Below are 20,619 nucleotides of genomic sequence, written 5' to 3'. Positions count from 1 at the left end.
AATGGTCAGCCCGCCTTCGGTTCGAGTCCTTGCAACTGCAGCAACAGGTCGCGAACCTCGGTCGCGGCCAGCTTGCCGTTCTTCTCGACGCCCGCCGGGACGAACGAGTCCGAACACAGCAGGACCGGGCCGTCGGCCGGGGAGTCCGGCAGCCTGCCGTGCGAGCCGCGAACCGGTGCCGGATCGAGGGGGACGACGTTCATCGCATAACGCAACCCGACCTTCTTACGCACCAGGTTGCTCGCCGCCTTGGCCTTGACCAGCGGATCCTTGGGGTCGAGGAAGAGCTCGGCCGGGTCGTATCCCGGCTTGCGGTGGATCTCCACGCCCTTGGCGAAGTCCGGGGCGTCCGCGTCGTCGAGCCAGTAGTAGTAGGTGAACCAGGCGCGGGGTTCGGCCACCGCGACCAGTTCCCCGGCCCGCTCGTGGTCGATGCCGTACCTGGCCTGCTGTTCGCGGTCGAGCACCTCGTCGACACCGGGCAGGCCTGCGACGATGTCGCGGACCCTCGGCAGATCGGCGGGGTCGTCGACGTAGACGTGCGCCACCTGGTGGTCGGCGACGGCGAACGCCCGGGACGCCCACGGGTCGAGGTACTCCATGCCAGCCTGCCGGTAGACCTCCAGCAGACCCTCGCGGCGCAGCGCCCGGTTGATGTCCACCGGCTGATTCGCCTCGGTGATGCCGTATTCGCTCAACGCCACCACGGAGGCCTGCTGCCTGCGGGCCTCCGCGAGCAGCGGCGCCAGCTCGGCGTCCACCGCCCGCGCGGCGGCCACGGCCTGCGGGGCGTCCGGTCCGTAGCGCTGGAGGTCGTAGTCCAGGTGCGGCAGGTAGACCAGCAGCATCTCGGGGCGATGCCGTTCCAACACGCGCGTTGCGGCCTGCGCGATCCAGCGGCTGGAGGCGATCGAGGCCGTCGGGCCCCAATACTGGAACAGGGGGAAGGACCCGAGTTCGGTGGTCAGCTCGTCGTGCAGTGCCACCGGCCGCGTGTAGCAGTCCGGCGATTTCCGGCCATCGGCGTGGTAGATCGGCCGGGGCGTGACCAGCATGTCGGTGGAGGCGCCCATCGCGTACCACCAGCAGATGTTCGCGGCCCGGTAGCCCGGGTGCGCCGCGCGCGCGGTCTCCCACACCTTCTCGCCCTGCACCAGGCGGTTGTGCTGCCGCCACAGGTGGACCTCGCCGAGGTCCCGGAAGTACCAGCCGTTGCCGACGATGCCGTGCTGGTTGGGCATCAGGCCGGTGAGGAAGGTCGACTGGGCGCTACAGGTGACGGCGGGCAGCACGGTGCCGAGCTCGGCCTGCCAACCCTGGGCACCGAGGGCGCTCAGGTTGGGCATGTGTTCGAGCAGTCTCGGAGTCATCCCGACCACGTCGAGCAGTACCAGCGGTTTCATCCTCGAACCTCCTCCACATCGGCCATCAGGTTGTGCGTCGCCCAGTTCAGCTCGGCCGCGATGCCCGCCACGAGTTCGGCGTCCGAACGCGGGGTGGCCGCCGTGGGCTCCGCCCGTTCGGTCGCGTCCTGCCAGTCGGCGGCTCTGGGCAGCACATTCCAGGTGTAGGTCTCGACCTCGATGTGCGGGCGGAATTGCTGCTTGGTCCGCAACGCCGTGACCGCATCCCGCAGCACCCAGGTCGTCGAGCGCAGCGGAGCGGCGGGTTGGGCGTGCAGCGGAACGTGGAAATGCACCCGCCACGGACCCTCGCCGGGCAGTTCGGTCGCCGCCTGCGGCAGGTCGTCGGCCGCGAGGACCTCGCCGTCGGCGGTCAGTTCCCGTACCTGGTGCAGGTAGCGCGACTCGTCGAAGTGGGCCAGCGCGGTCTCGGCGGATCGGCTCTGTGGGCGGTCGACCTGCACGGCGGCGGAGGCCTGCACCTTCACCACCTCCAGTCCGGCGGCGTTGATCGACGCGACGGTCTCGGCGGGATCGGCGAAGGACACCGCGAGGTGGCAGGTGTCCAGGCAGAGTCCGATGTAGGCCGGGTCGACGCGGCCGGACAACCAGGAGACGGCGTCGGCCACCGTGTCCAGCACACAGCCCGGTTCCGGTTCGACGGCGAGCCTGATCGGCTTGCCGAGCGAGTGATGGAGTTCGCGCAGCCGCGCCGTGAGCTGCTCGAAGGCGGCCTGTGCCAACATCTCGTCCGCGACGCTCCACGGTTCGCGCCAGCCCAGCGGCAGCGTGGAGATGCTGCCGTGGTCGGCCTGTTCCGGCAGCAGGTCGGCCAGCACCGTTGCGCAGTCCAGCGTGTAGTCGAGCCGGGATCGCTCCGTCCACCGTGGCCGGTAGACGGCGTGTTTGACGACCTCCTGATGGAAACCGCCATACGGGAAGGCGTTGAGGGTGTGCACCTCCAGCTGCCTGGCGCGCAGCTCGGCGGCGAGTTTGGCACGGGCGCTCGCGTCCTCGGCGAGTCCGGCCGCGACGTCGGCGGCCAACCATAGGCCGACGCCGAGCCGATCGGCCTGCATGGTGCGGCGCACCGGCTCGGCGAATCGATCGAGTTGGGCCAGGATGCCGGGCAGGTCCTCCGCCGGGTGCACGTTGGTGCAGTAGGAGATCGTCATCCGGCGGCTCCCGGCTCGGCCGCCGGGTCGGGTCGAGCGCCGCGCAGCACCGAGTTGCCCTCGAAGGTGCCCGCGGCGGGATTGGCCTCGGTGCCGAAGCCGGGGAGTTCGGCCAGTTCCAGGCGACCGCTCTGGCCGTAGAACTCCACCGGGTTGTCCCACAGGACGGTGTCGACCTGCCCCTGTGTGAAGCCCGCTTCCAACATCGCCAAGCCGGTCTTGTACGTCTTGAGCGGGTCTGAGCGGCCCCAGTCGGCCGCCGAGTTCACCAGCACGCGCTCGGTGCCGTACTCCTGAAGCAGCGCCACCATGCGCCGTTCGTCCATCTTGGTGTCCGGGTAGATCGAGAAGCCCATCCAGCAGCCTGCATCGGCGACCTGGCGGATGGTGACCTCGTTCAGGTGGTCCACCAGCACGTGTTCGCTCGGCACGCCGGACTCGGCGACGACGTCCAGGGTCCGCTTGGTGCCCATCAGCTTGTCCCGGTGCGGGGTGTGCACCATCACCGGGAGTTCGTGTTCCTTGGCCAGCTCCAGCTGGCGGGCGAATACCCGGTCCTCCTCGGGGGTCATCGAGTCGTAGCCGACCTCGCCGACCGCGACCACGCCGTCCTTGGCCAGGTACCTCGGCAACACGTCGAGCACCTCGACGCACCGGGGATCGTTGGCCTCCTTCGGGTTGAGCGCGATGGTGCAGTGGTGCCGGATGCCGAACTGCGCGGCGCGGAACCGCTCCCAGCCGATCAGTGCGTCGAAGTAGTCGGTGAACGAGGCGACGCTGGTCCTGGGCTGGCCCAACCAGAATGCGGGTTCGACCAGTGCGCGGACTCCGACGGCGTACATCGCCTCGTAGTCGTCGGTGGTGCGCGAGGTCATGTGGATGTGCGGGTCGAAGATGCGCATCAGTGCTGCCTCCCCTGGTCCTGCGCCGCTTGTTCTGATGTGGCCTGCGCCGACTGCTGCGAGCCCTCGCCCGCATGTCGGTCCAACAGCGCCAGCGCGTCGGGGGGAACCTCGCGGCCCGCGGCCCGACGCTCGGTCGCGTAGTCCTCGATCATGCGCAGCAACTCGTCGTCGACCCGTTCGTCCAGATCGACCACCGCAGCCAGGGGAACCCCGGTGAACAGGCACTTCAGCACGCCGTGACGCCAGCCGTGTGCTTCGAGGTTGTGCGCGGCGAACGGGCCCATCGCGGCGGCGACCAGGCGGACGTCGTTGGCGCGCAACGCGTCCCGCACCAGGGTCAGGGCTGCGTCGACGAGTCGCTCCGCCTCCGCGCCCGGTTCCTGCGTCGCGGTGACGACGTCCAGGCCGCGCAGCACGCCGCGTCGCTCCGCGTCGTCGCCGTAGCGGTAGAGATCGGCGATCTCGGCGGCGATCCGCGCAGGCAGGCAGACCGAGGCGAACACCCCGAGCAGCATGACCCGTACCCGGTCGTCCTCGGTGCCCAGTATTAGGCCCTGCGGGTCGTTGTCCGGGTCCAACGGTGCCCGACCGACCTTGCGGCCGACGGCCGGGAACAGGGTTCGAATGGCGGTGGGGTCGTCCGAGATCCGCTGGGCGGCCTCGTCCTCCCACTGCCTCGGGCTGGGTGTCTTCGGCTCGTTCACCTGCTGCCTCCCGAGTTTCGAGGGTGCACAGTCTGGCGGACCGCGTTGTCCGCCGACGCCGTGGTCGCCTGCTGTCGGTCGGCGGGCAGCGCCGCCCGCAGGGCCGCCAGCGAGCGACGCGCCACGGTGGGCGCCGCGTGGCTGTGCCGGGGCAGCTCGACGGCAGCCAGCCCGCGATACCCGATCCCGTGCAGCGCGGCCAGTGTTGCGGGCAGGTCGAGGTCGCCCTCGCCGAACTCCAGGTGTTCGTGCACGCCGGGGAGCATGTCGTCGAGCTGCACGTTGACCAGCAACCCGCCCGCCCGACGGATGCACTCGGCCGCGTCGACCGGTTCGACGGCGACACAGTGGCCGACGTCCAGGGTCAGCCGTAGCAACTCCGGTTCGCCGAGCTGGGCACGTAGTTCCAATGCCTGGTCGAGCCGTTCGATGACGTGTCCGGGCTCGGGTTCCAGCCCCAGTGGCACCCCGAGGCGGTCGGCCTCGGCAAGCACCGGTTCCAGTCCCGAACGCAGTCGAGCCCAGGTCACCTCGGGTCCGCTGTCGTCGTGGTCGACGCCCGACCACCAGGAGACGCAGTCCGCGTCGAGGTCGGCGGCGATTTGCAAGGCCCTGACCAGGAAATCGATCCTGGGTTGCTGCGTGTCGCAGACCAGCGTCGGGTGGTGTTTGCGCCACGGGTCGAGCAGGTATCGGGCGCCGGTCTCGACGACCACCCGCAGGCCGAGTTCGGCCAGCCGCGCGGCCACCCGGTCGGTCTGCGCCCGGACGTCGGTGGCGAAGGGGTCGAGGTGGGCGTGGTCGAGGGTGAGTGCGACGCCGGTGTAGCCGAGATCGGCGATCACGGCCAGCGCCTCGTCCAGCCGGTGATTGGCGAAGCCGTTGGTGCCGTAGCCGAGCGCGAACTCGGCGGTGGTGGCGTCGGTTGGCGCGCTCATGTCGGGCTCACCCGACGCGCCAAGGCGCGCGCGGCCGGCAGCACGCCGACCAACAGTGCTGCGGCCTTGACCGCGCCGCGTCGGGCGGCGATCCCGGCTTGCAGCGGGACTGTGCCGTGGATTCCCGCCACGGTCGCGGCCCGGACCTTCTCGGCGGAGGGCGCCTTGGCCGCGGCCAGCTGGGCCCGACCGACGAGCCTGCCGTAGCCGACTCCCGCAGCGGCACCCAGCAGTCGATGCAAGGGCGAGCGCGCCGGTCCGAGCACCGTCGCCGACGCGGCGACGCTGCTCGCGGCCAGCGCGGCCTGTGCGGTGGCGGTCGAACCGCCGTGCACCTCGCCTCGGGACAGCGCGGTGATGCCGACCGTGTGGCAGGCCACCGCACTTGCTGCAGGCAGCGCCTGCCGGAGTTTGCCGGGCGCGGCGCCGAGCAGCACGTCCAGCCCTCGGCACACCGCCATGCCCACCGGGCCTGCGGCCGTGGGCTTGAGCAGGGTGTCGTAGGAGGCGATCGCGGCGGACAGGGCGACGGCGATGCGCGCGCTGTCGCGGCCACCGGCCAATGCGGACAGACCGATCCCGACGCCTGCCAGTCCCCCTGCGACGGCGAGTGCGCCGTTCGGGGAGATCCGGCCGGAGGGGATGGGGCGCTCCGGGCGTTCGACGGCGTCCAGCTCGCGGTCGGCCCAGTCGTTGAGGGCCATTCCCGACCAGTACAACGCGACCGAGGCCAACGGCAGCAGCAGCCGCCGTCCCTGCAGAGGGGTTCCGGAGGCGGCGGCGCCCGCGATGCTGTCGCCGAGCACGGACAGTCCGGCGGGCGCCCGCACCAGCTCGATGAGGGTCTTGGCGCGTTCCGACGCGGTCATTCCGACACCACTGCGTCGGTGTCCGCCGTGCCGCCCAGGTCGGTGCGCAGCGTCTGGATCCAGTCGGCCAGTTCCCTGGCCTGCTCGGCGAAGCGGTGTTCCTCGTTGCCCAGCGGGCTCTTGAAGAAGAACGCCAGTTCGCCCAGCGGGCCCGACCGGCCGGTGGCGTGCGCGGCGGCGGTGAGTCGCGCCAGGTCCAGCACCAGCGGGGCGGCCAGCGAGGAGTCGTAGCCGGTCCAGGTGAGTTGCAGGGTCATCTTGGCGCCGAGGAAGCCGTCGAAGGCGACGTGGTCCCAGGCGGTCTTGACGTCGCCCATGTGTGGGACGTTGTCGATGTGCAGCGGCGCGGTGACGTCGTCGCCGAGCAGCGCGGCGAGTCCGCGTGCCTTGGATTCCAGTTTGCTGGCGGCGAACTCGGGGTCGGCGAGGGTGGCGCCGTCGCCGCCGCCGAGCAGGTTGGTGCCCGCCCAGGACCGGACCTTCAGGGCCCTGGCGGTGAACATGGGGGCGAGGACGGTGCGTAGCAGGGTCTCGCCGGTCTTGCCGTCGCTTCCGGCGTAGGGCAGCCCCTTGAGAGCGGCCAGTTCGCGCAGTGCGGGCAGCGTGATGCCGGTGGACGGGGTGAAGTCGACGAACGGGCAGCCCGCGCGCAGGGCGGCGTAGGCGGCCAGCGAGCTGGCGGGCAACACCGCGCGCGTCGGGTCGGCCAGCGCCTGTTCCAGTGCGGAGAGGTCTTGGTGCGCGTCGACCAGCGGTACGGGCGGCTCGGTCGAGGCCAGGTTGATCACGACGACGCGGCGCAGGTCGTGTCGCCCTCGGAAGTCGACGAGGTCACCGATGAGCGTCTCGGCGGCCTCGGCCTGCGAGCCGGTGTGCAGGGTGGGGTGGTAGCCGCAGCGGATGTCGGTCTCGACCTCGCGCAGGCCCTCGGTGATGCTGCGCAGCACGCTGGCAGGCACCAGACCCGCCTCGCTGAGCTGCTCGACTCGCTTCTCCAGCGCGGTGTCGACGATGTCGTGACCGCCGATCACCAGTTCATCCCAGGTGGGCAGCGGGGCGGCGTCGAAGGGTGCGCGTTCGGTGACGAGTCCGGTCGATTCGACCAGGCCTGCGCGCAGCGCCAGCAGTCCGCTGATCACCGTGGCGGATACCGATCCTCGGGCTCCGATCAGCCAGATACCGGTTCGTCCGACACCCTCGGAAGTATTCATGTCGTGTGCCACCTTTCCTCCCCTCGCGCGCCCCGGTTCGGGCCTGGCATCAGGCCGCCGAGCGGGCACGTCCCGAAGAGGGGACCTCGGAACGTGCCCAACCCGACAGCTATCTGTGCTCCGGTTCACAGTCGGCGGTGACCCACGGCGAACCGGTGTGGATCATTCGGCGTTGACGGCCGTGGCCAGCACCTCGACGCCTTCGATCGACGCGATCACGGCCTCGGCGTCGCGAACCAGCACGTTGCGGACGTCCGCATCGGACACCAGCTCCGCGTCGCCTGCCAGTTCGGCGAAGGCACGCAGTCCGTCGATGGCTCCGAGGTCGTCGCCGACGGCCTCGGCCAGTCGAGCAACGGTGAGCTGCTCGACCAGGTCGCGGTGTGCGTAGAGCGACAACCGGTTGGTGGCCCGGAACCGGTCGACGAGCTGACCGACGTCACGCAACGAGGTGGTCGTCGCGAAGGTCACCGTCTGGTCGGTGGAGTTGCCCGCCCGGTCCACCGCGCTCACCGCGACCTCGTGGGTCCCGAAGGGGAGCTGGTAGAGCGGGATGAGCGAACCCGACTTCACCGTTTCGCCGTTGAGCGTTCCGACCACGGACTCCAGGCCCGAGGTCGAGTCGCCTGCCTCCCAGGAGAGGAACAGGTCCGTGGCGCTGCCGTAGACCCGACCATCGGCGACACCGGCCAGGAACAGCGTCGGTGCGGTCGCGTCCAGCAGCACGGTGGCCGCCTTCTCCGCCTCGACGTTGCCCGCTGCGTCGGTCGAGCGGTAGAGCAGCGTGTGCTCACCGTCGCCGCTGATCTCCACCGGAGCCTCGTAGGCGGTCCACTCGCCGCCGTCCAGGCTCCACTCCACGCTGCCGACACCGGAGGTCTCGTCGGTCGAGGTCAACTCGACGGCGACGTCGCCGTTGTGCCAGCCGTTGTCGTTCGGCGCGGCCAGGACCGCCTCGGTGAGCGGCTCGGTCGCGTCGATCCGCAGTTCGGTGGACTGCGTCTCCTCGACGTTGCCAGCGGCGTCGGTGGAGCGGTACTCCACCGTGTGGGTGCCGTCCCCGGAGACCTGGAAGGCCTCCGTGTACTCGGTCCACTCGCCGTCGCCGATGCGGTACTCGGTGCCTGCCACGCCGCTGCCCTCGTCGGTGGCCTCCAGGCTCACCGACACCGCGGAGGAGGTGTACCAACCGTCGGCACCGTCGGCCTCGGCCGGATCGGTGGTCGCGGTGGTGACCGGCGCGGTCTCGTCGACGATGTCCTTGACCGAGATGTTGCGGAAGTAGACGTCGTCCTCATCACCGTGGTTCTGAATTCCGACGTATCCGCTGGTGAGGTCGCGGTTCTCATCGGTGCTGACGAAGTCGTTGATCAGCACGTCGTTCAGGTAGACCTTGATGGTCTGACCTTCGACCACGAGCTCGTAGGAGTTCCACTCGCCGGGCGGGTTCAGCGCGGCGTCGCGGGCCTCGAGATCGGCGCCCTGGAAGGTGTAGATCGCACCGGTGGTGCGGTCGTCCTCGTCGGTTGCGTCGATCTGGATCTCGTAGCCCTGGTCCACGGCCACCCACGGGTCGTCGCCCGGGTCGGGGAAGCCGACGAAGATGCCGGAGTTGTCGTCGCCCTCCATCTTCCAGTCGGCCTTCAGGCTGTAGGAACCCAGCTCCTCGCCGTGCCAGAGCAGGCCCATACCGCCGGTGGACAGGATGGTGCAGTCGTCCTGGAGAACGAACTCGCCGGGACCGGCCTGGTTCCAGGCGTCGAGGCTGTCCTGGGTGCCGTCGAAGAGGCTGCGGTAGCCCTCCTCGGGGGCACCGGACTCACAACCCGGGTCGGGCCCGGGCTCGTTGCCACCGGGCTCGGTGACGCCGGGACCGTCGAAGTTGATGACGTCCAGGTCGAACAGCGCTTCCTCGCCGTCGCCGACGAAGACGAAGAACACCTCGTTGGTACCACCGGGATCGGTGACCGGGGTGGGCTCGATGTCGACGTGGGTGTTCCAGTCACCGGTGTTGGCGACCTCGACGGTCTGCAGCAGTTCGCCGTCCGGGGCTCCGTTGCGGACCTCGATGGTGCCGCCCGTGCCGCCGGAGGCGACCCGGTAGCCGATGCCGTCGACCCCGTGCAGGTTCAGCGGGTCGACCGAGATCCAGTCGCCGTTGTGGATGTTGCCGACCTGGCGACCGCCATGCGCACCGTCGTGCTCCTCGATGACCGTGACGCCCTCGCTGTTGCTGAAGAACTCGGCCTGCTTGGCCTTGGTCTGCAGCACGTGCTGGTCGGCACCCTCCAGCGGCGGGGCACCCTCGGCACCGTTGTCGACGTAGTTGGCGTCGATGACACCGAAGATGTTGGCGTCGGCGCCGTGGCCGTCGTCGGCGACCGTGGTGATGGTGCCTTCACAGCCGGTCTCCCGGCTCAACGGGTGGCCGTGGTTGTCGTGGCCGAGGACGTACTCGACGACGACCTTGGAGCAGTCGATCTCGCCGTCTTCCGGGTCGGTCACGTTCACCTTGAAGGGAACCTGGTCGCCGAACTCGAAGACGCCGCCGTCGACCGGGAACTCCAGGTCCACGGTGGGCGCGGTGTTGCCCGCCGTGATGGTCACCGTCGCCGCACCGGTCAGTCCGTCGGTGTCGGTCACCGCGAGACGGGCCTGGTACTCGCCTGCCTCCTCGTAGGTGTGGCTGACCGGACCGGCCTCGGTGGAGTCCACCGTGCCGTCACCGTCGAAGTCCCACTCGTAGGTGAGCTCTTGGTCGTCCGGGTCCTCGGTGCCGGTCGGGTCGAACTGCACCGTCAACGGCGCGGGGCCGTTGGTGACGTCGGCCGACACGGTCGCCCTCGGCGTCTGGCCACCCTGGGTGTAGTCGATCCGGTAGACGGCCGAGTCCTCGGCACCGCCGAAGTAGCCGCTGCCGTAGTCCAGGACGTAGAGCGAACCGTCCGGGCCGAACTCGATGTTCATCGGCCTGGTCAGTTCCATGGAGTCGAAGAACGGCTCGATGGCACCGGGCTCGCCCTCTTCACCGACCTCGATGGTCTTGATCCAGCCCCGGTCCCACTCGTAGGCGAAGTTCTTGCCGTCGAAGAACTCCGGGAACTTGGTGTCGACGTCGAGCTCCGAGTCGTACCGGTAGACCGGTCCGCCCATCGGGGACTCGCCGCCGGTGCCGAACTCGGGCACCGAACCGCCGTCGTAGGGAATCCAGGCGGCTTCCGCGGGCGGCAGGTCGGTCAGACCGGTGTTGTTCGGGCTCTCGTTCTTCGGCGCCGCGCAGTCGAAGGCCTCGCCGGAGGTGCTGGTGGCGAAGTCGTAGTCGATGAACGGTTCGTTGTCACCGATGCAGTAGGGCCAGCCGAGGTTCGACGGCTCCTTGATCAGGTTGAACTCGACCGTGCCGCCGGGGCCACGGTTGGGGTCGGCCGAACCGGCATCCGGTCCGTACTCGCCCAGGTAGATCCAGTCGGTCACCGGGTCGACGGCGAACCGGAACGGGTTACGCAGACCCATCGCGTAGATCTCCGGCTTGGTGAGCTCGGTGCCCTCCTCGAAGAGGTTGCCCTCCGGGATGGTGTACGAGCCGTCCTCGGAGACGTTGATCCGCAGGACCTTGCCGCGCAGGTCGTTGGTGTTGGACGAGGTGCGCTGCGCGTCGAACGCCGGGTTGCGGTCCTCGCGCTCGTCGATCGGCGTGTAGCCGGAGGACTCGAAGGGGTTCGAGTCGTCACCGGTGGACAGCAGCAGGTTGCCCTGGCTGTCGAAGTCGATCTCACCACCCGCGTGGCAGCAGATTCCCCGGTCCGCCGGGACCTGCAGGATCTGCTGTTCGCTATCGATGTCCAGCATGCCGTCGTCGAGGAGCTTGAAGCGGGAGAGCTGGTTGTGGCCCTCGAACTCGGCGAACTCCTCCGGCGTGCCGGTCAGCGGCGCATCGCCCGCCGGGGTGTCCAGCACCGGGGCGTAGTAAAGGTAGACCCACTGGTTCTCTTCGAAATTCGGGTCGATCGCGACGCCCTGAAGACCGTCTTCATCGTGGTTGTAGACCGGAATCCGACCCGCCAACGTGGTGGTGGCGTCCGGCGTGGTGACGAAGACCTCGCCGTAGCGGGAGGTGTGCAGCACCCGACGGTCCGGCAGCACGGCGATGCCGATCGGCTCGCCGGTCACGCCGTCGCCCTTGGCCAGGGTGATCTGGTCGAAGTCCTCGTCGGCGGGAGCGTCGGGGTTACCCGGCTCCTCTTCGCCGCCGCCGCAGTTCGCGCCGACCACGCCCGCAGCGGTCTGGATGCCGCCCAGGAGGTGCTGGACGAACTCCGGCTCCTCGAAGGACTCGACGGTGTGGCCACCGCCGGTGTACCAGGATCGGCCGCCGTCGAAGTCCTGACACCAGGCGATGGGGTGGTCGCCCATCGCACCCGCGCCCGGGTCATAGGTCGACTCGTCGAGTGAGGCCAGGACGTGGACGTCCTCGCGGGGGTTCTCCTGGTAGTTGTACCACTCGTCGGTGCGGACCCATTCCTCCGGAAGGTGGGCACTCGACGGGTGGTCGTGGTCCTCGACGTGGACGGTTGCTTCCTGGATGTGCGGGTGGGAGTCGAAGTAGCCACCCACCAGGTCGCCGTACCAGGGCCAGTCGTATTCGGTGTCGGAGGCCGCGTGCACGCCCGCGTAGCCGCCACCGCCCTGGATGTAGCGCTCGAAGGCGCCCTGCTGTTCGTCGTTCAGCACGTCACCGGTGGTCGAGAGCCAGATGACCACCTCGTACTGCGCGAGGGTGTCGTCGTTGAAGTCCTCGGCGTCCTCGGTGGCGGTGACGTTGAATCCGTGCTCGGCACCCAGGGCTTCGATGGCCTCGATGCCTGCGGGGATCGAGTCGTGCCGGAATCCGGCGGTCTTGGAGAAGACCAGCGCGTCGAATTCCTGCGGCGATCCGTGGTCCGGCGGGTCGTCCTCGTGTCCGGGATGTCCCGGGTGGGCGACCTCGGGGGCCTGTCCGATCGGGTCGAGCCGGTCCTGAGTGCCCGTGGTGTTCGGGCGTGAGCCCAATCCGGAGGTGGGCAATGCCGCCGCGGTCCCGCTGATGCTTAATGCAGTCAGCAGGGAAAGCGTCACCACGCCCGCCTGCTTCGCCAGCCTGCCGCGTCGCCCGGCGAGCGCGCGCGGTCTCTGGCTTAACACATCCTTATCGGAGTTGCTTTCCAGTCTGCTCCGTTGCACTGGTATTTTTCTCCTTGTTGTCACCGGGACTCGTCGACGGCCGGCCTAAATCAGTCGTTCGACGAGTTGGGGCTGTCGCGAAGCGGCTAGTGCCTCCTTCAATTGAATTCGGTGCGACAAAGCCTGCCTCGGCCGCCACCGAGGCAGGCTTTTTTAGTATCAGAACACCATTCGGTTATCCGCGAGCGCCGAACAGATGTTCCAATGCCAGTTGGTCGAGCCGCTCGTAGTGCAGGCCGCGCTGGCCTGCCTCGACCGGGTCGAACTCCTCGTCACGCAGGTCGGACAACGTCTCGCCGGGGGCGAGCGTCGGCACCGCGAGCGATCCGATACGCGAGGCACTCAATGCCTCGGCGACCTCGGGGTCGGCGCGGAAAGCCCTGGCCCGCTCGGCAAGGATCAGGTAATTGCGCATACAACCAGCCGCAGACACCCAGACGCCTTCGTCGTCCTCGGTACGCGGCGGTTTGAAGTCGAAATGCCGGGGTCCGGTGTATCCACCGTGTTCCAACAGATCGACCAGGAAGAACGCGCTCTTGACATCACCGTTACCGAATCGCAGGTCCTGGTCGTAGCGCGGACCATTCTGGCCATTCAGGTCGATGTGGAAGAGCTTGTCCTGCCACAGTGCCTGTGCGACACCGTGCACCATGGACATTCCGGCCATCTGCTCGTGGCCCACCTCCGGATTCACCCCGACCATCTCGGGGTGCTCCAGGGTGCTGATGAAGGCGATCGCATGCCCGATGGTGGGCAGCAGCAGATCGCCGCGCGGCTCGTTGGGCTTGGGCTCCAAGGCCAGCCGCATCGAGTAGCCGCGCTCCCGGATGTAGGCGCACACCAGGTCGAGCGACTCCTTGTAGCGGTCCAACGCCACCCGGATGTCCTTGGCCGCAGCCGACTCGGCGCCCTCACGGCCACCCCAGACCACGTAGGTCTCGGCACCCAGCTCGGCGGCGAGGTCGATGTTGCGCAGCATCTTGCGCAGGGCGTACCGGCGGATGTCCCGGTCGTTGGCGGTGAGCGCGCCGTCCTTGAACACCGGCTGGCCGAACAGGTTCGTCGTCGCCATCGGCACCACGATGCCGGTGGCGGCCAACGCGTCCTTGAAGGAGGCGATGATCCGGTCGCGCTCGCTTTCGCTGGAGCCGAACGGGATCAGATCGTCGTCGTGGAAGGTGATGCCCCACGCGCCGATCTCGGCCAGCTTCTCCACCGCTCGTACCGGGTCCAACGGCGGACGCACCGCGACGCCGAAGGGATCGACACCCTGCCAGCCGATGGTCCACAGTCCGAAGCTGAACTTGTGTTCCGGCCGAGGCTGGAACGGGTCTGTCGCGTTGGTCGATGCAGGCGTGGTCATGCGTCACCCTCCGGTTCGGTGATCGGGGTCCAGCGTGCGGAATCGGCGGCGCTGCGCTCGACCGCATGCAGCACACGCTGTACCTGAGCACCATCGGCAAAACTCGGGCTCGGGTCCACTCCGGTGCCGATGTCGGTCAAAAAGTCGGCGACCTCGTGCGTGAAGGTGTGTTCGTAACCGAGTCCGTGTCCCGGCGGCCACCAGGCCCCGAGGTACGGATGGGTCGGTTCGGTGACCACGATGCGGCGGAATCCGCCCTCGGCCGGGTCCAGCGTCTCGTCGTGGAACCACAGTTCGTTCATCGACTCGAAGTCGAAGGACAGGCTGCCTGCCGAACCGTTGACCTCCAGGCGCATGGCGTTCTTGCGGCCGGTGGCGAAGCGGGTCGCCTCGAAGGTCGCGACGGCCCCGCCGGAGAAGCGTGCGAGGAACAACGCCGCGTCGTCGACGGTGACATCGCCGTACTCCACCGGCTTGGATCCGTCGACGGTGCCCGCCGTGAGCCCGCCTGCGGCCTCGACCGGCAGCGGCCGACGCGGCACGAAGGTCTCGGTCAGAGCCGAGACCCCGGAGATCGTCTGGCCGGTGATGAACTGGGTGGCGTCGATGATGTGCGCGCCGATGTCGCCCAGCGCACCGGAACCGGCCTTCTCCTTGCGGAGTCGCCAGGCCAGCGGCGCGTTCTCGTCCGACAGCCAGTCCTGCAGGTACACCGCGCGCACGTGCCGGATCTTGCCCAGCCTGCCCTCGGCGATCATCTTCTTGGCCAGCGCCAACGCGGGCACCCGCCGGTAGTTGAACGCCACCATGGAACGCACGCCCTTGGTGGCGGCCTCGGCCGCTGCCCTGGCCATCTCCTCGGCCTCGGGCACCGTGTTGGCCAGCGGCTTCTCGCAGATCACGTGCTTGCCCGCTGCCAGGGCGGCAAGGGCGATCTCGGCGTGGGTGTCGCCGGGGGTGCAGATGTCGACGATGCCGACGTCGTCCCTGGCGATCAACGCGCGCCAATCGGTCTCGACCGAATCCCAGCCCATCCGCTCGGCCGCGGCCGTCGTCTTGGTCACGTCCCGACCGGCGAGAACCGTGGTTCTCGGGATCAGCGGGACGTCGAAGAAACGGTGCACGCTACGCCAGGCCTGGGAATGGACTGCCCCCATGAAGGAGTAGCCCACCATTCCCACGCCGATGCCGTCGCTGCCTGCCATGCGCGTTCCTCACCTTCTTGTGCGTCAAGCGCGGCGGGGGACGGCGAGCAGGCAGGCCCGCACCCTCGGCTCCCCCGCCGCACGGTTGATCAGGACTCGAAGCCCACGTCGCGGTAGTCGGCCACGTTGTCCGCGGTGACGACCGCCGAGTAGGTGGTCAGCGAAGCGGGGATCTCGTGCTCGGCGAGGTCTGCCAGGCCCTTGGCCTGGCCCAGCAGCCTGGCCATCGACACCGCCGAGGAGCACATCGAGGGGCTGTAGAGAACGGTCGCGGCGACCACGCTCTCCGGGTCCTCGATGTAGGTCATCATGTTCGACGATCCCGCACCGCCGACGACGAATAGCTCGTCGGGGTTGTTGCGGCCCGCGTTGTCGATCGCGGCAAGCACGCCGATGCCCTGGTCGTCGTCGTGGTTCCACAGCGCGTGGATCCTCGGCGCAGCCTGGAGCAGGTTGGACGTCTCGGATTCGCCGGATTCGACGGTGAACTCGGCGGCGACGCGGTTGGTGACGCTGAAGCCGTGCCGCTCCAGCGCGTCGGCGAAGCCCTGGCTGCGTTCCTGGGTCAGCGGCAGCGAGTCGATGCCCGCGACCTCGGCGATCACCGGGTCGTCGACGCCTTCTTCCTTCAGTCGCTCGCCGATGTAGTTACCGGCGTTGACGCCCATCCGGTAGTTGTCGCCGCCGATCCACATCCGGTAGGCCAACGGGCTGTCGAAGACCCGGTCGACGTTGATGACCGGGATGCCCGCGTCCATCGCCTGCTGACCGACGGAGGTCAGGGCTGCGCCGTCGTGCGGCAGGATGATCAGGACGTCGACGCCGGAGTTGATCAGCGTCTCGACCTGGGCGATCTGCTGGTTGACGTCGTTGGTGCCCTCGGTGGCGTTGAAGACGACGTCGGAGTACGCGTCGGCCTGTGCCTGGGCGTTCCGCGTCATCGCGGCCATCCAGCCGTGGTCGGCGGACGGGGCGGAGAAGCCGATGTTGACCTCTTCGCCGGGCGCGGCGTTGTCACCACCGCCCTGGGCGATGGCCTGGTTGTTCTCCTCGCCGGGGGTGGCGTTGGAGGTGCAGGCGCTGAGCAGGACACCTGCGCCGATGGCAGAGCCGCCCAGCAGGAACCGACGGCGGGCGAACAGCGGGTTCTCAGACATGTGTTCTCCATTGAACGGTGTCGACGGGGCTGCGGGTGTGGCGCCGCGCCCGGCGCAGGACGCGCGGTTAGGTGGTGCGGTTGTTCAGCGTGCGGTACTGAAGTAGGACGGCGACCACGATGATCACGCCCTTGGCGATGTTCTGGATGTCGGTCTCGAGGTTGTTCAACGTGAAGATGTTGCCGAGCACCGTGAAGATCAGAACGCCGATCAGGGTGCCGAACATCGAGGCACGGCCACCGCTGAGCAGCGTTCCGCCGATCACCACGGCGGCGATCGCGTCCAGCTCGTAGAGCAGACCGTTACTCGCCGCGCCGGACGTCGTTCGGGCGACGACCATGATCGCGGCGATACCACAGCACAGTCCCGCGATTCCGTAGACCATGGCGAGGTGCCGCTTGACGTTGATGCCTGCCAGGCGGGAGGCCTCCGGGTTACCGCCGACCGCCAGGGTCCGCCTACCGAAGGTGGTGCGGTTGAGCAGCACCCAGCCGATGGCGAAGACCGCGGCGAAGATCCAGATCAGGACCGGGATACCGAGGAAGTCGCCTCGGAAGAAGCTCAGGAAGTCCTGTTGCGACACGACCTGGGTCTGCCTGCCGCTGATGCGCTCGGCGAGTCCTCGTGCGGAGGCCATCATGGCCAGCGTCGCGATGAACGGCACGACCTTGCCGTAGGAGACCAGGATTCCGTTGACCAGTCCGGCGCCGAGTCCGACGACCAGACCGCAGAAGATCATGGCGCCGATACCGAAGGACTGGGTGGCCACCGTGGTCATCCAGACACTGGACAACGCCACCATCGAGCCGACGGACAGGTCGATGCCGCCGGTGGCGATCACGAAGGTCATACCGATGCTGACCACGCCGATCGCGGCGGACAGTCGCAGCACCGTCGAGATGTTGCCCTCGCTCAGGAACTGTTCCGAGGTGGCGACACCGACGATGCACAGCAGGACCAGCACCCCGAGTAAGCCCAGGATGCGGATGTCCAGTCGCAGTCCACCGCCCGTGGCGGCGAAACGGGCGGTGGACTGCGGTACGGACGATTCCGGCGAAGCACTCTGCCCCGAATGATTCTCCGTGGAGTCGCCCGTAGTCTTCTCTTCACCGGAGCCGACGACCGAGGATGTTGGCTTGTCGGTCACGCTGCACTCCCTTCCATCACCATGTCCAGAACATCTGCCTCGGTCAGTTCTCCTGCGCTTGCCTCGCGCACCACGTGCCCTTCTCTGAGCACCAGCACTCGATCGGCGAGCCCGAGAACCTCCGGTACCTCACTGGAGACCAGGACCACAGCGACACCGCTGGCGGCCAATTCGTGAATGAGTCGATACAGCTCGGTCCGCGCGCCCACATCGACGCCGCGAGTCGGTTCGTCCAGCAACAGCACGCGGGTGCCGTGCACCAGCCACCGTGCGACCACGGCCTTCTGCTGGTTGCCACCGGACAGCGTGCGGATCATCCGCCGAGGATCGGCGGGGCGGAGGTCGAGTTCCTTGAGCTTCTCCTCGGAGTCCGCCAATTCCCGGCGGCGCTCGGAGAAGCCGAGCTTGCTGTACCGGGGCAGGCTGGCCAGCGTCACGTTGTGCGCCACCGACATGTCCAGCAGCAGGGCCTGACTCTTACGTTCCTCCGGCGCCAGCCCGACGCCTGCCGCTACGGCCGAACCGACGCTGCCCGGTCGCAGCTTCTTGCCGTCCACGCTGACCTGTCCGGTCGTCGGCTTCCTGGCGCCCGCGATGGTCTCGAGGATCTCGCTGCGGCCAGCGCCGACGAGTCCGGCCAGGCCCAGCACCTCGCCCTCACGGACGGTGAAGTCGATGCTCTCGAACTCGCCGCTGCGGCTGAGGTTCTCCACCCGCAGCACCTCGGCGGCGTCGGCGGCGATCTGCATGGTCCGCTGCGGGAAGGCCGCGTCCCATGCCTTGCCGGTCATCAACGCGACCAGGTCGGAGGTCGGAGTGCTCGCCTCGAGATCGGTGGCCACCGTCCGGCCGTCCTTGAGCACCGTGACCCGATGGCCGATCCGGCGGATCTCCTCCATCCGGTGCGAGATGTAGACGACGGCGACCCCGTCTGCGGTGAGCTCCTCGACGATGCGGAACAGGTTGTCCACCTCGTCGGCAGCCAGGGCGGCGGTGGGTTCATCCATCACGATCAGCCGGGCGTTGTGTGCGAGTGCCCTGGCCATCGAGACGAGCTGCTGGCCCGCTGCGGAGAGTCCGCCGACCTCGGCACTCGGCCGGATCTCGGGGTGTCCGAGCCTGCGCATCAGGTCGGCGGCCGCCGTGGCGGCGGCGCGGCGGCGGGTGAACCCGACCTTGGCGAGCTCGTGCCCGAGGAAGATGTTCTCCGCGACCGAGAGGCCGGGCACCAGGTCTAACTCCTGGTACATGGTGGCCACGCCGAGCCGCAGGGCCGCGACCGGCGAGCTGAGCTTCGCGGGTTCGCCACGCCACCGGATCTCGCCCTCATCCGGTTGGTGGGCGCCCGCGAGCACCTTGATCAGCGTCGACTTGCCTGCGCCGTTCTGGCCGAGCAGGCAGTGCACCTCGCCCGCCTTGACGCTCAGCTGCACACCGTCCAACGCCCGGACACCGGGGAAGATCTTGACGATGTCGGTCATCTCCAGCAGGACCTCGGCCTCCCCGGCCTGGCCTGCCGTCGGGGTCGACTCCCGCAAGGAGTCCTGGTCTGTCATGCCGGAGCCTCCGTCGCTTCCGCTTTCTGAACCGGGGCAAGAGTGGGGTCGTCGAGCACCCGCCGCATCGCCGCGTGGGCTCCGCCTCGGCTACCGGCGCTGAAGCCGAGTTGCGAGGGCACCAATCGGGCGCCCGCGGCCTCCGGGCCGAGCACCCGGGCGGCGACCTCGCGTCGGGCGGGCTCGATGAGCCATTCCTGGAGGGTCGCGAAGTAGCCGCCGAGGACGACGACCGCCGGATTGAGGACGTTGACCAGGATCGACAGGCCGATGCCCAGTGCCGAGCCGATCTGCTGGAGCGCGTCGAGGGTGCGGCGGTCGCCGCGCTCGGCACGCGTCCGGATGATCGTGAGTCGTTGTTCGAGATCGAGCGAGGGATCGCGGACCGGGTCCTCGTGGGTGGAGACCGCGCGCAGCAGCGCGATCAATCCGACCTGGGTCTCCCAGCAGCCCCGCGAACCGCAGGGGCAGTACAGGCCGCCCGGATCCATCGCGATGTGGCCGACCTCGCCCGCCGAGCCGAAGGCGCCGCGCAGCGGCACCCCGTCGGCGATGATCCCGCCGCCGATGCCCGCAGCACCGGTGATGTAGAGCAGGTCCGTCACGCCGACCACGCTGCCGGTGGTCTGCTCGGCCAGTGCGGCGAGGTTCGCGTCGTTGTCGACGACGATCCCGGCCAGCGAGTAGCCGATCCGACCGGCCAGCCCGTCGGCCATCGGGACCTGGCGCCAGCGCAGGTTCGGAGCGAGCTGCACGACACCGGTGACCGGGTCGATCAAGCCGGGTACCGCGATGGTGATCCCGGCGGTCCAGGCGCCCTGTTTCTCGACTGTGGACAGCACGTCGGTGGCCAGCTTGGCGAGTTCGTCGAGGCAGCGTTCCGGGCCGAGGGCGATCACGTCCAGCGGGACGCGGGACTCGTGGATCACCTCGCCGGTCAGGTCGATGGCGGTGGCAGCCAGGTAGTCGACGTTGACCTCCAGGCCGATGCCGCACACCGTCCGGGGCTGTACCTCGACGAGCATCCCGGGTCGGCCCTGGCGTCCCGCGACGATGCCCGCGGGCCGGACGAGGTCGCGAATCTCGAGTTCGGCGACGAGATTCGACACGGTGGCCTTGCTCAGATTGCTGAGTCCGGCGAGCTGCGCGCGGGACTGTCTGCCTCGGGTGCGCAAGAGGTCGAGGATCAACGCAAGGTTCGCCTTGCGCAGCCCGGCCTGATCGACCGGGCGATCCTGCTTGCCTCGCACCGAGAACCTCGCTTCGTTGGGTGGTTCATCAAACTAAGGTGGTGCAGCTCACTCGTCAAGGTGAAATACCAGGACCTTTCGGCCCGAACACCCGATCAGAGCAACACATCCAGGCACACTTGTGAACCATCTCAGCAAAAGTATGCTCATTTGAAACCTTAACTCGGCTAACGTTCTGTGAGCACGAAACCGTGTTCACGCCACGCCCGGTGACCGTCTCGACACAGCCACCCGCCTGGCGATCGCCGATTTACCCACCCCGCCACGAGACTGCGGCGACGGTCCGTGACCGACGACGTCCCGCGCAGCACGGCCGAAGAAACCGATCGAATCGATTCGCCCCAGCGCTCGACGATCGATCGAATCCGAAGCAGAGACAGCTTCGAGACCTGGAGGCCAGTACTGAGGCGGGCCCCGAACCACTGGCTACAACTTCTGATCGCTTCATCTCGTGGCTACGCACCGTCGTCCCGCTCGCGTGGTCAACCGACAGCGCCCCTCATGCCTGCGTTGGCA

12 protein-coding genes and 1 pseudogene are annotated in these 20,619 nt (G+C 68.5%); all 13 read right to left on the bottom strand.

The features are described from left to right. Positions 1 to 5: 5 nt before the first annotated feature. The 13 genes and pseudogenes from BKA25_RS03390 to BKA25_RS03325 all read right to left on the bottom strand — a co-directional run bounded on the left by BKA25_RS03390 (position 6) and on the right by BKA25_RS03325 (position 20,103). The gene (locus BKA25_RS03390; protein WP_069852209.1) at positions 6 to 1,403 is read right to left on the bottom strand and encodes an alkaline phosphatase family protein; all 1,398 of its coding nucleotides are present in this window, start codon (positions 1,401 to 1,403) and stop codon (positions 6 to 8) included. Then, positions 1,400 to 2,578: a metabolite traffic protein EboE gene (gene eboE / locus BKA25_RS03385; protein ID WP_069852211.1), complete on the bottom strand. Its 1,179-nt coding sequence runs from the start codon at positions 2,576 to 2,578 to the stop codon at positions 1,400 to 1,402. Before eboE ends, BKA25_RS03390 begins: the two co-directional genes overlap by 4 nt. Then, positions 2,575 to 3,480 (bottom strand): TatD family hydrolase, encoded by a 906-nt coding sequence (locus BKA25_RS03380; RefSeq protein WP_069852212.1) that lies wholly within the window; start codon positions 3,478 to 3,480, stop codon positions 2,575 to 2,577. The genes eboE and BKA25_RS03380 overlap by 4 nt, the downstream gene beginning before the upstream one ends. After that, positions 3,480 to 5,125 (bottom strand): annotated as a pseudogene (locus BKA25_RS27505) (EboA domain-containing protein). Before BKA25_RS27505 ends, BKA25_RS03380 begins: the two are co-directional and overlap by 1 nt. Beyond that, positions 5,122 to 5,994, bottom strand: coding sequence for an SCO3242 family prenyltransferase (locus tag BKA25_RS03365; RefSeq protein ID WP_069852216.1), 873 nt, complete (start codon positions 5,992 to 5,994; stop codon positions 5,122 to 5,124). The pseudogene BKA25_RS27505 and the gene BKA25_RS03365 overlap by 4 nt, the downstream one beginning before the upstream one ends. Next, positions 5,991 to 7,205 carry an inositol-3-phosphate synthase gene (locus tag BKA25_RS03360; RefSeq protein ID WP_069854076.1) on the bottom strand — a complete coding sequence of 405 codons (1,215 nt, stop codon included), beginning with the start codon at positions 7,203 to 7,205 and terminating at the stop codon, positions 5,991 to 5,993. Before BKA25_RS03360 ends, BKA25_RS03365 begins: the two co-directional genes overlap by 4 nt. A 162-nt stretch (positions 7,206 to 7,367) precedes the next feature. After that, a complete protein-coding gene (locus BKA25_RS03355) occupies positions 7,368 to 12,386 on the bottom strand; it encodes a ThuA domain-containing protein (protein ID WP_236750386.1) in 5,019 nt (1,672 codons plus the stop codon). Between the two features lie 214 nt (positions 12,387 to 12,600). Continuing rightward, positions 12,601 to 13,788, bottom strand: coding sequence for a xylose isomerase (gene xylA / locus BKA25_RS03350; protein ID WP_069852217.1), 1,188 nt, complete (start codon positions 13,786 to 13,788; stop codon positions 12,601 to 12,603). After that, positions 13,785 to 14,993 carry a Gfo/Idh/MocA family protein gene (locus BKA25_RS03345; protein WP_069852219.1) on the bottom strand — a complete coding sequence of 403 codons (1,209 nt, stop codon included), beginning with the start codon at positions 14,991 to 14,993 and terminating at the stop codon, positions 13,785 to 13,787. Before BKA25_RS03345 ends, xylA begins: the two co-directional genes overlap by 4 nt. Positions 14,994 to 15,082: 89 nt before the next feature. Further along, on the bottom strand, positions 15,083 to 16,150 hold the full coding sequence (locus tag BKA25_RS03340) for a substrate-binding domain-containing protein (protein ID WP_069852221.1): 1,068 nt from the start codon (positions 16,148 to 16,150) through the stop codon (positions 15,083 to 15,085). A 67-nt stretch (positions 16,151 to 16,217) separates the two neighbouring features. Continuing rightward, positions 16,218 to 17,150: an ABC transporter permease gene (locus BKA25_RS03335; RefSeq protein WP_069854077.1), complete on the bottom strand. Its 933-nt coding sequence runs from the start codon at positions 17,148 to 17,150 to the stop codon at positions 16,218 to 16,220. A 143-nt stretch (positions 17,151 to 17,293) separates the two neighbouring features. Continuing rightward, positions 17,294 to 18,778, bottom strand: coding sequence for a sugar ABC transporter ATP-binding protein (locus BKA25_RS03330; protein WP_069854078.1), 1,485 nt, complete (start codon positions 18,776 to 18,778; stop codon positions 17,294 to 17,296). Positions 18,779 to 18,849: 71 nt separating this feature from the next. Continuing rightward, positions 18,850 to 20,103: an ROK family transcriptional regulator gene (locus tag BKA25_RS03325; protein ID WP_069852222.1), complete on the bottom strand. Its 1,254-nt coding sequence runs from the start codon at positions 20,101 to 20,103 to the stop codon at positions 18,850 to 18,852. Positions 20,104 to 20,619: the final 516 nt, after the last annotated feature.

The sequence above is a fragment of the Actinoalloteichus hymeniacidonis genome (assembly GCF_014203365.1).
Lineage (GTDB): Bacteria > Actinomycetota > Actinomycetes > Mycobacteriales > Pseudonocardiaceae > Actinoalloteichus_A > Actinoalloteichus_A hymeniacidonis.
This window is presented reverse-complemented; position numbering and strand designations above follow the sequence as displayed.

What these genes read in the sequence shown, in the direction of transcription:
- BKA25_RS03390 (WP_069852209.1), bottom strand. Translation starts at nt 1,403, where the DNA reads ATGAAACCGCTGGTACTGCTCGACGTGGTCGGGATGACTCCGAGACTG.
- eboE (WP_069852211.1), bottom strand. Translation starts at nt 2,578, where the DNA reads ATGACGATCTCCTACTGCACCAACGTGCACCCGGCGGAGGACCTGCCC.
- BKA25_RS03380 (WP_069852212.1), bottom strand. Translation starts at nt 3,480, where the DNA reads ATGCGCATCTTCGACCCGCACATCCACATGACCTCGCGCACCACCGAC.
- BKA25_RS03365 (WP_069852216.1), bottom strand. Translation starts at nt 5,994, where the DNA reads ATGACCGCGTCGGAACGCGCCAAGACCCTCATCGAGCTGGTGCGGGCG.
- BKA25_RS03360 (WP_069854076.1), bottom strand. Translation starts at nt 7,205, where the DNA reads ATGAATACTTCCGAGGGTGTCGGACGAACCGGTATCTGGCTGATCGGA.
- xylA (WP_069852217.1), bottom strand. Translation starts at nt 13,788, where the DNA reads ATGACCACGCCTGCATCGACCAACGCGACAGACCCGTTCCAGCCTCGG.
- BKA25_RS03345 (WP_069852219.1), bottom strand. Translation starts at nt 14,993, where the DNA reads ATGGCAGGCAGCGACGGCATCGGCGTGGGAATGGTGGGCTACTCCTTC.
- BKA25_RS03340 (WP_069852221.1), bottom strand. Translation starts at nt 16,150, where the DNA reads ATGTCTGAGAACCCGCTGTTCGCCCGCCGTCGGTTCCTGCTGGGCGGC.
- BKA25_RS03330 (WP_069854078.1), bottom strand. Translation starts at nt 18,778, where the DNA reads ATGACCGACATCGTCAAGATCTTCCCCGGTGTCCGGGCGTTGGACGGT.